We start from the raw sequence: 15,585 nt of genomic DNA on the forward strand, positions 1-15,585 counted from the left end.
TGCTGAACGAGGGTATCCGCGCTTGGATGGCTCCTCAAGATCAACCTCACGAACAATTTGTATTCCCTGAAGAGGTACTACCGCGTGGTAACGCTCTGTAAGGATCAATGATGCATTAATCTGCATTTAGCATTCATCATTTATCCCCCGCCTTTTTTGGTGGGGGTTTTTTTATTTCTCGTCAATATCCATAATCCATGTGTTATATTGATTGAAGGTGTAAAAACCCAGAGCGAAATGCTCTGCCTTTTTGAAACTTAGACCACTTAGGCAACAAGGAGGTGATGCCCATGATAGAAAGTAGTATACGCATGGGTCATCAGGTTGCAGTTAGCCGGCTGTGTGCCGGGGCTGTTCTCTAAAAGTTAGCCTTAGTTCTCTTGAGAGACTAAGTTAGCTCAAGTAGCAAGGCTCGCTCGGAGTTCCTTCCGGCAGTCTGGTTGCAACCTGAAGACCCGCTAGACCGCCCTGAATTAGGTCATCCGATCTAATTCAGGGCGGATAGTTTTTTAAGGGTGTTTTTTAAGTTTTTTCAGAAACTCTGGCTCGGAAAAATCTAGAAGAATCAGGTTTTATGTAGCAATGGTGCAACTACTTACTGAAGCCGAAATTCAACAACGGGCAAGCGTTCTTAATGGTTGGACAGTAGAAGGTTCCAAATTGGAGTGTAGCCGCAAGTTTAAGGATTTTATTCAGGCAATTGAATTTGTAAATCAGCTCGAGCCTCGCCTGCTGAGTCGGCGGGACATCATCCATATATAGAGATTTCTTACAACAAAGTCAAGATAGCCCTGACAACACATGATGCAGGTGGGTTGACACAGAAATACTTTGAATTGGCGGAAGTAATTTCCCAAATTCCGTAGGGGTCGGGTTTACGCGCCCACAAAGGGGAAAGAGCGCACGCTAGTCCACTCACTCCTCCACCCCCCAACAAAGAGAGCCACTACGAATAGACGGTACAGGCAACCGCGCTGCCTTGACTCACCACACGTGGCTGGCTCCTCTACCGACCAATAATGAGAAATTTCTTATCGCCTGGGATGTGTGACAGTTTATGAGGCGATCGCTGCTATGTTGTCAGATGACTCAAATGTTTTATAATACCAAAGTATAAGGGTATGTTTTTGCATTAAGTTAATCACATCAATTTTTAACAAAATTAATTAGTTATTAGCTTGGCAAAAACTAGAATTGTAGTGGTGACAATTAAGCCTCATATAAAAGGTTTAAATAAGGATGTGGCATTTTCCGGAATAAGTGCAACAAACAAGGTTATCTATACAAGGTGTGAGGAAAAGAGGAAAGATGTCTAATATATTGTGGAAATCCTTGGTGGTTAGTCCAGCGGTATTAGGAGCAACGTTGTTAGTTTCAGCAACAGCGATCGCAGCTCCAACTACAACCACCCAGAAGGCTATTCAGACAGAAGCATTACAAACTGAAAAATCAGAAGTAGCTTCAACAGAAGCATTCCTTGCTGACAAACTAGAAGTTCTACCAACAGTAGATAAACTAGAAGCTTCAAAAAATACTTCTAAAGGTATAGTATTCCCAACTGCCGCTACAGAAGTTGCTCAAAAGGCAGATGTAGCTCAAGTACAAAAGAGTACAGTATTTTCAACATCTAGCGCCACTACAGTTGGTAAAAAGCCACAAGTATTGGCTCAAGTACAACAAGTACAAGAACAAACTCAAGTTAACACTTTAGATCAAGTTAACAAGTACAGCAACGAAGGTAAGAGCGGTAATTCTCAAGCGCAAGTAACATCGGTTTCTCAGTTTTCCGACGTACAACCGACAGACTGGGCATTCCAAGCGTTACAGTCCTTGGTTGAGCGTTACGGTTGTATCGCAGGTTATCCAAATGGAACCTATCGCGGAAACCGTGCTTTAACCCGTTATGAATTTGCCGCTGGTTTAAATGCTTGTTTGGATCGCGTTAACGAATTGATCGCCACAGCCACCGCTGACTTGGTGACAAAAGAGGATTTGGCAACCTTACAGCGTTTGCAAGAAGAATTTTCCGCAGAACTAGCAACCCTACGCGGACGTGTAGATGCGTTAGAAGCGCGGACTGCTGAATTAGAGTCAAATCAATTCTCTACTACTACCAAGTTAGTGGGTGAAGCAATATTCGCCCTGACTGATGCTTTCGGCGATACAGCAGGCGACAACAATAATACTGTCTTCCAAGAAAGAGTACGTTTAGACTTGCAAACCAGCTTCACGGGCAGAGACATTTTACACACCCGTCTTGCCACTGGTAATGCTGGAAGATTGAACTTAGGTCTTGATAGAGACGCTAACGGAAACGGACAGATAGATGTTTCAGAGCGTAGTGCTGAAGGTCTTCAAACCTTTAACATAACGGGAAATAATGCCAACAACAATGGTGTCGTATTAGACTGGTTAGCGTATTACGTCCCCGTAGGACCTGCTAGACTTTACGTTGCAGCTACCGGAGGTATTCATAGCGACTATGCAGCCACTGTCAACCCTTACTTTGAGGACTATGACGGCGGTAATGGCGCTCTAACTGCATTTGCTTCGGAAAACCCGATCTTCCGGATTGGTGGTGGTGCAGGTGCAGCGCTCAACTTCAACTTTGGTAGAGGCGGCGGTCTGCTGAAACCAAGTGCATTAACTATAGGTTACTTGGCATCTGAAGCGAATAGTCCTAGTGAGGCTAATGCTGCTAATCCTAGCCGTGGTACGGGTATATTCGAGGGCAACTATGCTGCTCTAGGACAATTGAACTTTAACTTAGGCGATCGCATCGCCTTAGCTGCAACCTACGTCCACGGCTACCACGGCGCTGGCAGTGCTTTATTTGATGCAGGTGGATTCCAAGGACAAAACGTTGCTTTAGTAGGTACTTCACAATCCAACGCTCTGAGCGCTACAAACGCATCTTCAAGTAACTCCTACGGTCTGTCAGCAGCTATTAGACCAAGCGACAAACTGTCTATCAGCGGCTTTGTGTCTTACCACGATGTTGTCGGCTTCGGTTCCAATGATGATTTTGAAGCTTTCAGCTACGGAGCTGGCATAGCTCTACCTGACTTTGGTAAGAAAGGTAACGTTTTGGGTATCTTCGGTGGCGCACAACCTTACGCCTTAGGTCGTACCGGTCGTGGTTCTAGAGATATTCCTTATCAGGTTGAAGGTTTCTACAAGTATCGCGTGTCTGATAACGTCTCCATTACCCCTGGTGTAATTTGGTTGACCTCTCCCGGTCAAAATAGCGATAACGACGATGCGTTTATTGGTACGCTCAGAACAACATTCACCTTCTAGAACATTGACAATCTGACTACAATTTAAAACCCTATTGCTCCCCGCCCTCAAGCGGGGTTTTTTATGCTTCTATTCGTAGTAAGCGCTAAAGCGCTGAAGCGCTTACTACAAAGTATCAAACCCTAGTGGAGAACCGGAGTATACTAGAAAAAGTTAGGAGTTTTGAATTGTTAACTTATAACTTATTAGGGGAGCAACGATTTCTGAACAAGCTTTTTAAAGAGATTTCGGGGATCAAGACTTCTAGCACAACTTTTTGCCTCCTCTTAAACTCCTAACTCCTAATTCCTAACTCTTAACTTATTACAGCCTGTGGAAATATCGTGTAAATCAGAATACGCAATTCTTGCGTTGCTAGAATTAGCAACTCATTACCAAAGCGGCGAACCGCAGCAAATTCGCACCATTGCGGCGCAACAAAATATACCCGATCGCTATTTGGAACAACTGCTGGCAACTTTGAGACGTGGAGGTATAGTCAAAAGCCAACGCGGATCAAAGGGTGGCTATATCCTATCGCGAGAACCTTGGAAAATAACAATTTTTGAGGTTATGGGATGTTTGGAAGGGTTAGATGTACGGACGTGTGATGAAGATGTCCAGCCCAAAACTGTAGACAGTGGTGTTATAGAAGAAGTCTGGCAAGAAGCACGTCAAGCAGCAAACGCAGTTTTACAAAATTACACGCTTCAGGATCTCCGTGAGAAACGAGATGCACGGCGGCAGTTAGATATCATGTACTACATTTAGTCAATGGTCAATAGTCAATAGTACTCGACCAATTTAATATTGCGCGGTTACGGTGGTTAGATTCGGTGACTTCGGAGTGCGAAGTCGCGAAGGACAGCGGAACATCAAGTGTGTTCTTTCTGCTTTCAACATTGTAAAATTAATAAATGAAGTGATTACCGTAGCCGACGAAGCGATCGCCTACCATCGCCGTTTGGCAAGATAACAAAAGCTATTATCTGGCATTTCCAGTGGCGCATTATATCCAGCAATTCCTGTCGCCCCACGATCATAAAATCAAGGGCGCTTAATTGTCATGATTCAACCCAGTTTTGGAGAGAGGTATCTGAGTACGCCGTTGTTCCAAGACTTAAAGAAAGTGCATTAACAGCTAACATTAGCTAACAATAAATTGGAGTAATGGCATCTAATTACTACGAAACTCTTAAAGTAAGTCCGAATGCAAGCCAAGCGGAAATTAAGCAGGCTTATCGCCGCTTGGTGAAATTATTTCATCCGGATACTAATCAACAAACAGCAGACCGCGAGCAGATTATACACATTAATGCAGCATATGAAGTTTTAGGCGACGCACAAAGTCGCCTAAATTATGACCAAAAACTGCGCGATAAGTCCCAAAAATCTCAAAGCGATCGCCAACAGCGGACAGCAGCAGCTCAACAACGTTACAAAGCCGCAAGGCGAACCGGACGCGATATTGATGACCAAATTGAGGCATGGCTGCACCTAGTTTATCAACCAGTCAATCGCTTAGTTAGTGGCATTCTCGATTCTCTAGAAGACCAAATCGATCAACTAGCCGCCGATCCCTTTGATGATGAACTATTAGAAGAATTTCAAGATTACTTAAACACCTGTCGAAATGACCTCAAGCAAGCGCAAATTAGTTTTCGTTCTCTACCAAATCCCCCAAGTTTAGCAAGAGCTGCGGCTCACCTTTACTACAGCCTGAATCGGATCGCCGATGGACTTGACGAATTAGAATTTTTCCCTTTGAACTACGACGAACATTATCTGCACACCGGACACGAAATGTTCCGCATCGCCACGAGATTGCACCGCGAAGCGCAAGAATCTATAGATATATATGTATAGGGTTAGTTATATGTTAGTAGTTTTTTGTTACTAGTTAGTCGTTATAACCAACAACCATCAACGCTCCAACGCTCCCACTAACTTTTGTACAGACGTTCCACACGCGCACGTCTCTACCTAACCACTAACAAAAAAATTAGTTTATCCTGGAAATAGTAAAAGTTTAAGAAATTTTAAATTCTGCTGACAGGATACTCATGCAATGCATTGTTAATCGCCGCGCTCAGTTTTCCGCAAGTCATCGGTATTGGTTACCAGAACTAAGTGAAGCAGAGAATATTGATAAATTTGGCGCTTGTTCGCGATTTCCCGGACATGGACATAACTATGTTTTGTTTGTCTCTCTAGCTGGGGAATTAGATAAGTATGGCATGGTGCTGAATTTGTCTGATGTGAAACACGTAATTAAGCAAGAAGTTACAAGCCAACTAGACTTTTCTTATCTCAACGATGTGTGGACAGAATTTCAACAAACTCTGCCCACTACAGAGAATATTGCACGAGTTATCTGGCAGCGGTTAGCACCCCACTTGCCTGTAGTCCGCGTGCAGTTGTTTGAAAATCCTGAACTTTGGGCAGATTATATGGGAAACTCAATGGAAGCTTATCTGACTATCAGCACACATTTTAGCGCTGCTCACAGATTGGCTCACCCTAACCTCAGCGATCAAGAGAACGCGGAGATTTACGGCAAGTGCGCTCGGACTCATGGTCACGGACACAACTACCATTTAGAAGTCACCGTGAAAGGAGAAATTGACCCGCGCACCGGGATGATTGTAGATTTAGGTGCTTTGAATCAAGCGATAGAAGATTATGTTGTCGAGCCATTTGACCACACTTTTTTAAACAAAGATATTGCATACTTTGGCGAAGTAGTCCCCACTGCTGAGAATATCGCACTTTACATCAGTAATTTGCTGCGATCGCCTATTCAAGAATTGGGAGCAAAGCTTTACAAAGTTAAACTGATCGAAAGTCCCAATAACTCCTGCGAAATCTACTGCACCGAGTCAGAATCAAACTCAGCCAGTGCTGTAGAAAATCAGCGAGTTTTAATGCGTGTGTAGCTCAGATTACATATAAATATAACAATCAGGGCAGACAACGAAGGACTCAACCATTAGCACGTAGATTGTTAGCTAATTAAAAATATTGCCGTCGCACCGATTGTGGGATAAATCGTAGAGACGTTCCATCGTCACGTCTCTACAATTATGTTGAATTTATCAACGTTGTTTGTCAAATCATCCCGATAATATGTAACACCTAAAAATATTGCCGTCGCGCTGAACGTCTTAAATAGCGATAAATTAGCCACGCTATAATTGCGAAAATTAGACTTAGTAGGAAGCGGGTAAATATAAACCAGAAAATATCAGGGGAAAAAAGTTGCGACAGACTTAAGGGACTGATAATTCTTCCCATCAAAAAAAGCCCAAAAATTGCATTTCCACCTATCATCAGGGCAAACAGCACTAAACCCCGTTGCCAGTTACGAAGCTTGGGTGTATAGCCAGAAATCAGAGTAATCGGCGCTTTATTTTGCACTTTTCGCAATAATTGCTCCAATCGCCAAAACATCCACAATAGAAACGGAAACAAACCATAGCTGAGGAAGCTTAACGGTGCTGGGTAACGCCAAGCACTAGAGAGAAAATTCACTAAAGCATGACAAATTACTGAATTTAGCCAAGCGCTGGGAATAACTTTTTTGTATCGAGATAAACGAATGTATGAGCCAATAAATATTCCCAGCGCATAACCCCAAGGTGCTGAGAACAAAGCGTGGACTGGCGTACCAATGCTACGCTCAAAAATTGTTGCCGTGCCATTGTAAAGGTAAATCCAGTTTTCTTGAGCGGTGAATCCAAGGGCAACAGCTATGGTGAAGAGATAAACGCTACCGGGTCGTAATTGATACCTGCGTTGAAAATAGCAAGTTGGGGCAATAACCGCTGCTAACTTGCAGCCTTCTTCTATTGGACCAATCTCCACAAGCTGCCGCAGGGCGATACCAGGAAGGGATTTATTCATCTGCTGCCAGTCTACAATCGAGTTGGCTACAGTTTCAAAAACCCATTCTAGGCTCAGAGCGACGAAACCAGATATTGCCCCGACGATGAAGAAGAATAGTAGCCTTAGCAAAGATGGGGCAGTAGAAACACGGTAATAGTAGTAACCAAGAAGCAGCAGCGGTGGTATAACGGCACACAGCAGTAGAGATAAATCAGCCACTCATCTGAGCAATTACAGTACGGTGACGGGGAGTGTTACGAGTAATGGTAGGTGGATTAAAACCTGCCTCGATCAGAGTTTGTTCAATGTCTAAGGCAAAATATTCGTCTAAATACGGTTCAGTACTTTTGAGCAGTGTCAAAATGTAAGGCGGCATCTGGGTATAAATTTCCGATTTGGGATTCATATCCATGATTGCCAAATGTCCACCCGGACGTAACAGACGCCGCGCTTCTGTAAAAATCTCTTTGGTTGCTGATTGGGGCAATTCGTGGCACATCAGGAAAATTGAGACTAAATCAAATGATGCATCTGATAGCCCAGTTGATTCGGCAGGGGCATGAACCCAGTTAATTTTACAATTGTGTTGCTGTTCTCGGTAGTGAGCAACGGCTAAAAAGTAAGGAGATAAGTCTAAGCCTGTAATTTTGGCTTGGGGATAAATCTTTTGCAAAGCAAAGGTACTCAAACCCACGCTGCACCCCATGTCTAAAATATCTTGCGGTTGATGGGGAATTTGTGCTTTAAGGATATCGTGGTAACTTTGACGTAGTTTAGCATCACCTTGCGCCCCAGCATCTCGCCAAATTCCTGCGTGGACTGTGCAAGCAGCAACTTCTAACTCTAAAGCTGGTTCCCAGTCAAGATTTCCGGCTTCGTAAGCGTGGAATGGGCGGAAGTAATATTCTGGGTAAGAAAGCTGGGGATTTTGCACTTCAGCTAAATCGCTTTCCCAATCACGCGCTTTTAGTGCCTCTACTTCTTTGTTCCAAGGTACGCCTATTTTTTCGGCGCGTTTGATCATCATTTGTCTGGCTTGGTGTTTGGCTAGGTTGTATAGCGGCTTAATTGCTAAGATGCGATTCACCAAACGGGAAGTTAAGTCAGGAGAAGTTTTTACAGCAGTCATTAGTAAATTTGGTTTAACTATTTTTCTACTGTAGGCATCATAAAAGTCTGTTGATCAAAATGACAATCCGTAATGGGAAAGGGGATAAGAGGGGGAAAGGGGAAAGGGGAAGGGGGAAAGGGGAAAGGGGAAGAAAAATAGTCCCGGAGTGATTTAAATAACTCTTTATTTCCACACCTTTACCCTTTACCCTTTCCCCTTTACCCCTCCTCAGATTGCCCTATTTAGCAGTTTTTGGTTTGAGTGCTAACAACATTTCTACTTGAGAGGTGGATTTGTCGAGACTGGTAGCGGTTACACCGAGTCCACGAATGGAACTGAGGATGGCAGCGGCTTCTGGGGGGATGGCTTGACCTTGGACGGCATAACGATTTGCAAGAGAAACGGTTTTATCCATATCTAGGTAAACGAAGCCACCGTTAGGTTTTTGTAAAGAACTGGTAACGGCTTTAAAGTTGTCGCTGTTGTCGAGAGATTGAGTTTTGGGTTGGGCGATCGCCTCACCTATTGGACCACCCAACGCCAAAAATACGGTATCTTGATCTAACCAACCATGTGCTAACAATGCACCTTGCTGGGGAATTTGCCATTCAGTTACATCTTTACCGCCGATATTTCTTTGGGCAACGTTGATTTTTTGGCTTTTGGCGAGGTTATCTAGTTTGGCGAAGGTGGATTCAGCGGTTTTGCGATCGCTTGTGTCAAATACAAATGCTCCGCCTACACCAAGTTGTGCTAAAATACCTTGATTGGAAGGAATCGCCGCAAAACCAAATTCCCCGTTCATCCAGCCGAAAATATCTTTATCTAAGTCAAAATTTACTGCTTTGAGCTGTCCGCGTGCTTGTTCGATTACTTGCTTAAATTGCGGATAATCTTTTGATTCTTCGACTACTGCTGACCACCAACTGCTGATCCCCTGTCCGTTAATTAGCGCTAATGTATCACCGGGAAAGTTTGCTACTATTTTCGCGCCACTATTTTGATACTGAAATTTGCTGAGTTGCGGATCTAAGTTGGCGATCGCTTTCATCCGCACTCCCGCATCATCAATACCAATATCCGCTACCATCGATTTCACCTGCTTCAACTGCTTGAGAGTTTCTGGAGGTATCGTAGTTTGGGAATTTGTCGCTATTAATTGCTGTACCATCCCGCCATAGTCTGGTACGTAAATTTGCGCTAAACTATTTTTTACATCTAATTTCTTCGCAAAAACCCTGTTTGCGCCTTCTTTACTCGCAAAAGATGGTTGTCCTTTATACGTATCGATTGAATTTTCTACAGGTTGTCTGGATGGAGCAAGTACCACATAAGTATTATTTAAAACCGCACTGTATGAAGGTTTCCCCTTACCTGTAGTTTCGGTAATTTTTTCGCCTTTGTAGTCAATTTCCTTTGTAGTTACGCCTTTTTCTTGCTTTAATTTTTTAGCAAAATTTAACGCAGCGAGTTTGTCCTTAATTCCCACCACCATCAAAATATTCGGTTCTCGTGTCGCTGTTCCCGTATTTGGAGTTGGGTTTGCTGGAGTTGATGGTAGCACAGCAATCATCACACCGCCTACCCAAGGCTTTAAATCTTTTTCATAAGAAATATTACTTTCTGTAAGCAAATCTTTATTTAAGCTATCCAGACCTTTTGCGACTATTTTTTGTGCTTCTGGTGTACCAAACTGCTGTAGCTTCGCCCAAGCTTGAGGGTCAGTAGATACATAAGTTGCGATAAATGCTGTAGAAGGGACTATTTTAGCACTTGCCAAAGCGCCTGAACTATCGCCAAACGGTCCTTTTAGATACATATAAGCCGCTATACTTCCTGTGACAATTACAGCAGCGCCAATAGCAGGAATTAAAAATTTTGATTTAGTTTCGGGCATTGATGTTATCCTATTTTCCTCAAATTGTTACTGAGGCTTGTACAAGCGTCATGGTGGAGTTTGCTGATTTATTGTTCTTTTGCACAAATGTAGCGTTATTTACTAGGGACTTTAGTAATACAAAGAACTCATTCAAAGGAAATTCCTCCAAAAATTACTTCAATGGGGTGAGGAATGAATCCGTAAATGGTATGTTGTTAATTCCCACTCGATTTAGCGATCGCGCTCTGGTCAGCTATTCTAAGCTATAGAAACGCTTAACAGTATTGACACTTCTTTTGGTGCGATCGCGCGCGTAAAACGCTGTTAATCAAGTGTCAAAGGGGTGCGATCGCACACCAGGTGCATTTATTGAAGACAGATACCAGAGGGAAACCTTCTTGTAGACCTGTCCTCTTTAACTAACGACCATTCATTGCTGTGTTGACTTGGGCAAAAAACATTTCTTTCGCTATTTGTCTTATCTAGATTCAGTAAGAGTTTTCTTTCCCTATAAGGTTAGTAAGTATCAATGTCGCAGTTTTCTTTTGAAGCCGAGAATAATCACCACAGATCTTTTGAGTTACCAGGTGCAAAACCACACTATAACCCCGATCGCCCAGGACAGGTAGAGCATATTTATCTAGACCTCAGCTTGGATATTCCTAACCAAAGTTACCACGGTACTTGTCGCATTCGCTTATTACCAATCCGCAATGGTGTCGATCGCTTGACTTTGGATGCGGTGAATTTGAACATTAAGTCTGTCGAAGTCAACGAGGTGTCATCCAAGTTTGACTGCGATGGAGAACAGCTTTTCATCCAACTTCCTCAACCGACGCAAGTAGGGGTAAGATTGCTGATGGCGATCGCCTACTCTGTCGAAAAACCCCAACGCGGTATTTACTTTATTCAACCTGACAAACATTACCCCAACAAACCTATTCAAGTCTGGACTCAAGGAGAAGACGAAGACTCGCGTTTCTGGTTTCCCTGCTTTGACTATCCAGGACAATTATCTTCGAGTGAAATCAAAGTCCGAGTACCCAAACAGTTTGTAGCCATTTCCAATGGCGAACTAATTGACAGCACAGAAGACGGCGATGATAAAATATACCACTGGTTACAGCAACAAGTTCATCCTACCTATTTAATGACTTTGGCTGTAGGCAACTTTGCGGCAATTCGCGATGAATGGCAAGGCAAACCCGTCACCTACTATGTAGAAAAGGGACGCGAGGAAGATGCTAAACGCAGCATGGGCAAAACTCCGCGCATGATCGAGTTTTTAAGCGAAAAATATGGTTATCCTTATGCTTTCCCCAACTACGATCAAGTATGCGTTGATGATTTCATCTTTGGTGGGATGGAAAACACATCCACCACGCTGTTAACTGATAGATGTTTGCTGGATGAACGCGCTGCATTAGATAACCGCAATAGCGAAAGTTTAGTTGTCCACGAACTCGCGCATCAATGGTTTGGCGATTTGGTGGTGATAAAACATTGGTCACACGCTTGGGTGAAGGAGGGAATGGCTTCCTATTCTGAGGTGATGTGGACAGAACATGAATATGGCGATCAAGAAGCTGCATATTATCGGTTACTGGAAGCGCGTAGTTATTTAGCTGAAGATGCATCTCGTTACCGGCGTCCGATGGTGACACACGTTTACCGAGAAGCGATCGAACTTTACGATCGCCACATTTACGAAAAAGGTTCTTGTGTATATCACATGATTCGCGCAGAATTAGGCGAAGAACTATTTTGGCAAGCAATTCAGACATTTGTCCGGGATAATGCCCACAAAACTGTCGAAACAATCGATTTACTCAGGGCGATTGAAAAAGCTACCGGACGCAATCTGACGTTTTTGTTCGACCAGTATGTTTATCGCGGTGGTCATCCTGATTTTAAAGTCGCTTACTCTTGGGATCAAGATGCAAAGTTGGCGAAAGTTACAGTTACCCAGAATCAAGTTACCACAGATAACGCTAATAATTTATTTGATTTGAAAATCCCCATCGGTTTCGGTTACACTCAACAACCCACTCCCCACTCCCCACTCCCCACTCCCCACTCCCCACTCCCCACTTTTACAGTCCGTGTGAATGAACGCGAACAAAGCTTTTACTTTCCACTTACGGAGAAACCGAACTTTATTAGTTTTGATGTCGGGAACAATTATCTGAAAACTGTGTCTTTAGAATATCCGGTAGCGGAGTTAAAAGCACAGATGGAATTTGACCCGAATCCTATCTCCCGTATATATGCAGCCGAAGCTTTGGCGAAAAAAGGAGGTTTAGAAGCGGTAAATGCGTTGTCTGCGGCGTTACAAAATGACACCTTCTGGGGTGTACGTGTGGAAGTAGCCAAACAACTAGCAAATATCAAGTTAGATCAGGCTTTTGATCAGTTAGTTGTTGGATTAAAAGATACAAGTTCTTTCGTGCGGCGATCTGTGGCGGAAGCGCTTGGTACAATCAAGACGAATGAAAGCTATAAGGCTTTAAAACCGCTTTTACAAGATTCTGATCCTAGTTATTATGTAGAGGCAATGGCAGCTCGCTCAATTGGGGCGATCGCTTCTGCTAACTTGGATGACAAACCAAGGGAAGAAAAGGTACTAAAGCTGCTAAAATCAGTTTTGACAGAAAAAGCTGGTTGGAATGAAGTTGTTCGCAGTGGTGCGATCGCTGGTTTAGCAGAACTTAAAACTTCTGAAGCCGCTTTAAATTTAATTCTCGAATACACCAAAATCGGTATACCGCAACCCTTGCGTTTATCGGCAATTCGTGCTTTGGGTAAAATTTCTGTTGGTCAAAGTGCTGCCAACTTAGAAGCGATTTTAAATAGATTGGCAACGCTTGCCAAAGAAAGCTTCTTTTTAACGCAAGTTGCAGTAGTTGTTGCACTCGGACAAATGGAAACCCCGAAAGCGATCTCGATTTTGCGATCGCTTGCTGACCAAACAGCTGATGGACGGGTGCGTCGTTTTGCTGAAGAAGAAATCACCAAAGTAAGTCTTCATGTTGGTACAGAAGGAACTCTGCGTCAATTACGCGAAGAACTCGACCAAGTAAAACAACAAAATCAAGAACTCAAAAGCCGCTTGGAAAATTTAGAAGCCAAATCCAAGCTGTAATAGATGCGCCATCTGCTATGATTGGTGGTGTGTTAGGTATTATTACCTAATGCACCCAGACATTCATCCAACACGCAGACAATTTTCGACTTCTTGCCGTTTTTAATTGGGTGCTATATGTCATTTAGGAATACCTCTTCTCATGAGAACAGTTATCATTCTATGCGCGAACTTACCGCTATTTTTCCAGATTCAAAAGTTATTGCTCAAAAGCCGTTAATATTGTTGTTTGCGTTACATTCATAACTTTTTCAAGCGATTTGAGTTAATTAGACTTTTTGCCAAAGTTAAGTTTTTGTTAATTCATTTACAGACGCAGACAAGATTTCTATAGACCTAACATCGGTGTGCATATTTGCAAAGTACAATATCTTTGAAATATGAGAACTTTCCTTTGATAGTGTTTGATTGTGTTTTAATATCTTCAATTCTGGTTTTGGCGCTTGATGCTGTTAGTTGCTACTTACTTCTCAAAGGCACCAAATTATCAGCTAATATGCATGAGACTGTTTTTTGATTTTTTAGTCTAGATTTACATTCACACCGTAGCTCAATCCCTTAAGTTAAAAGCCTTGCAGCTTGTCGGCAGATCGTAGTCAAGCATCTTTTCACCACCTAAAAGTAAGCACTCGTTGAAGTGCATCTTCAGAATTCACGCTCCGCAGATAGGAATTCATTGCAACTTTTGAGCGTGAATTTTTCTAAAATTTAGAGTTGGGCAAGCCATGACTAAATTCATGTCAAGCATTTTGCTATTTACGTATAAAACTTTGCAAAGTTTTGTGTTCTTCCATACTATTTTCCCAAGTTAAATAAATTAGACAAGTAAAGCGAAAAATTACTCTGCTGGCATTTTATTCACTGAAAAGAAAAAATATTACCTAAGAGATAGTACGAAGTGGAGATGAAACTAAATACATCTATGGATATAGTAAAAATTACACTTAGTTTAAAATTTTGTGTTAAAACTTATATTAGTGTTTACACAAGTTGTCCAGGGTTGTAGTAATGCGTAAACCAGTTCTCACAATTTTTTACCAGTTCAATCCTTGGAACACTACTATCGGGGGCATTCAGACCCTAATAAACATATTTATCAAGTACGCACCTCCAGAATTTGCGGTGCGACTAGTAGGAACAGCAAACGATAAAAGCCAGCCTGTAAACAAATGGCAATCAGCCGAATTTGCAGGGAGAGAAATTAGTTTCCTACCTCTATTTTATCTGGAAAATGATAATGTAAGAAGCTTGATACCGACGACGGTAAAGTATACAGCAGCGCTTGTAGGGCAATGCTTTGAGTCAGATTTCATGCATTTTCATCGGCTAGAGCCAACTTTAGCAGCCCTTAATTGGCAAGGAGAAAAAACTTTATTCATACACAATGATATTCACACGCAAATGCAAAGTGTGGGTGATAAGAAGGCGATTCTTTGGCGAAGATTTCCCGCAGCATATTTCGCTGTCGAGAGTTTATTAGTGCCTCAGTTTAGCCAAATTCTTTCATGCAACACTGATGCAGTAAAGCATTATAAACAGCGTTATAAGAGTGTTAGCGATCGCGTTGCATACATTAAAAACTCGTTTGATAACGAGCTTTTTTATCCCTTGAGTCAGCAAGAGAAACAAGTAAAAAAACGCGAACTAGCGCAAAAGCTAGGTTTATCGGATGATACACGTTTTGTGCTGTTTGCGGGTCGCCTGCATCCGCAGAAAGATCCAACATTGTTAGTGCGTGCAATTGCAGCTTTAAACGATCCTTGCGTTCACCTACTTATAGCCGGTGATGGAGAGTTAGCAGCTCAAGTTCGCGCAGAAATTGATACCTTAGGTTTAACAGGTCGAGTAACAATGCTTGGTGCTGTTCCAATTGCAGAACTGGCACAGTTGCATCGTATCTGTAACGCCTTTGTGCTGAGTAGCGCTTATGAAGGTCTACCTTTGGTCGTCCTAGAAGCGCTGGCTAGCGGAACGCCAGTAGTCACAACTGAATGTGGGGAAACCCCGAAATTGCTAACTCCTAACAGTGGAGTTGTTTGCAAGCAACGCACAAGCGAGTGCATCGCCGATGCCTTACGCAAGGTACTACAGCATCCAGAAGATTATCCGATTGAATCGTGTATCCGTACTGCACAACCCTATGCAGCTCGCACGGTTGTTCGAGATATCTACGCCCAAATGTTAAATCGCTGGGAACAGCGAGTAACTGTGGCTGTTACCTAAACACGAATGCGGTTAACCCAAAATTCGTTTTAGCAACTTTTTTGATCGGCGATGCAAACATTGGAG

9 protein-coding genes and 2 pseudogenes are annotated in these 15,585 nt (G+C 42.8%); 8 read left to right on the top strand and 3 right to left on the bottom strand.

The window, feature by feature from the left end; genetic code table 11:
- The first annotated feature begins 582 nt into the window (after positions 1-582).
- The 6 genes and pseudogenes from PI95_RS18470 (at position 583) to PI95_RS18495 (ending at position 6,215) form a co-directional block, all read left to right on the top strand.
- A pseudogene (locus PI95_RS18470) lies at positions 583-866 on the top strand (4a-hydroxytetrahydrobiopterin dehydratase).
- A 442-nt stretch (positions 867-1,308) separates the two neighbouring features.
- Positions 1,309-3,300 carry an iron uptake porin gene (locus PI95_RS18475; RefSeq protein WP_039752263.1) on the top strand — a complete coding sequence of 664 codons (1,992 nt, stop codon included), beginning with the start codon at positions 1,309-1,311 and terminating at the stop codon, positions 3,298-3,300.
- A gap of 312 nt (positions 3,301-3,612) precedes the next feature.
- Positions 3,613-4,050, top strand: coding sequence for an Rrf2 family transcriptional regulator (locus tag PI95_RS18480; protein WP_039752264.1), 438 nt, complete (start codon positions 3,613-3,615; stop codon positions 4,048-4,050).
- Positions 4,051-4,183: 133 nt separating this feature from the next.
- Positions 4,184-4,417 (top strand): annotated as a pseudogene (locus tag PI95_RS18485) (cysteine synthase A); the annotation flags it as partial.
- Between the two features lie 32 nt (positions 4,418-4,449).
- Positions 4,450-5,145: a J domain-containing protein gene (locus PI95_RS18490; protein WP_039752265.1), complete on the top strand. Its 696-nt coding sequence runs from the start codon at positions 4,450-4,452 to the stop codon at positions 5,143-5,145.
- Positions 5,146-5,342: 197 nt separating this feature from the next.
- Positions 5,343-6,215 carry a 6-carboxytetrahydropterin synthase gene (locus PI95_RS18495; protein ID WP_039752266.1) on the top strand — a complete coding sequence of 291 codons (873 nt, stop codon included), beginning with the start codon at positions 5,343-5,345 and terminating at the stop codon, positions 6,213-6,215.
- 199 nt (positions 6,216-6,414) lie between these two features.
- Here the strand turns inward: PI95_RS18495 and PI95_RS18500 are convergent, their stop codons facing one another.
- The 3 genes from PI95_RS18500 to PI95_RS18510 form a co-directional block, all read right to left on the bottom strand.
- Positions 6,415-7,383, bottom strand: a complete 969-nt coding sequence (locus PI95_RS18500) for a PrsW family glutamic-type intramembrane protease (RefSeq protein WP_039752268.1) — start codon at positions 7,381-7,383, stop codon at positions 6,415-6,417.
- Complete coding sequence (locus PI95_RS18505) at positions 7,376-8,293, bottom strand: class I SAM-dependent methyltransferase (RefSeq protein ID WP_039752269.1); 918 nt, start codon at positions 8,291-8,293, stop codon at positions 7,376-7,378. The genes PI95_RS18500 and PI95_RS18505 overlap by 8 nt, the downstream gene beginning before the upstream one ends.
- Positions 8,294-8,513: 220 nt before the next feature.
- On the bottom strand, positions 8,514-10,172 hold the full coding sequence (locus tag PI95_RS18510; RefSeq protein ID WP_039752270.1) for a DUF3352 domain-containing protein: 1,659 nt from the start codon (positions 10,170-10,172) through the stop codon (positions 8,514-8,516).
- 511 nt (positions 10,173-10,683) lie between these two features.
- On the opposite strand from PI95_RS18510, the gene PI95_RS18515 reads away from it, so the two are divergent.
- Together PI95_RS18515 and PI95_RS18520 are read left to right on the top strand one after the other, a co-directional pair.
- Positions 10,684-13,296 carry a M1 family metallopeptidase gene (locus PI95_RS18515; RefSeq protein ID WP_039752272.1) on the top strand — a complete coding sequence of 871 codons (2,613 nt, stop codon included), beginning with the start codon at positions 10,684-10,686 and terminating at the stop codon, positions 13,294-13,296.
- Positions 13,297-14,304: 1,008 nt separating this feature from the next.
- Positions 14,305-15,519: a glycosyltransferase gene (locus tag PI95_RS18520; RefSeq protein ID WP_039753835.1), complete on the top strand. Its 1,215-nt coding sequence runs from the start codon at positions 14,305-14,307 to the stop codon at positions 15,517-15,519.
- Positions 15,520-15,585: the final 66 nt, after the last annotated feature.

Origin of the sequence: Hassallia byssoidea VB512170, from assembly GCF_000817785.2 — a bacterium.
Lineage (GTDB): Bacteria > Cyanobacteriota > Cyanobacteriia > Cyanobacteriales > Nostocaceae > Hassallia > Hassallia carrinoi.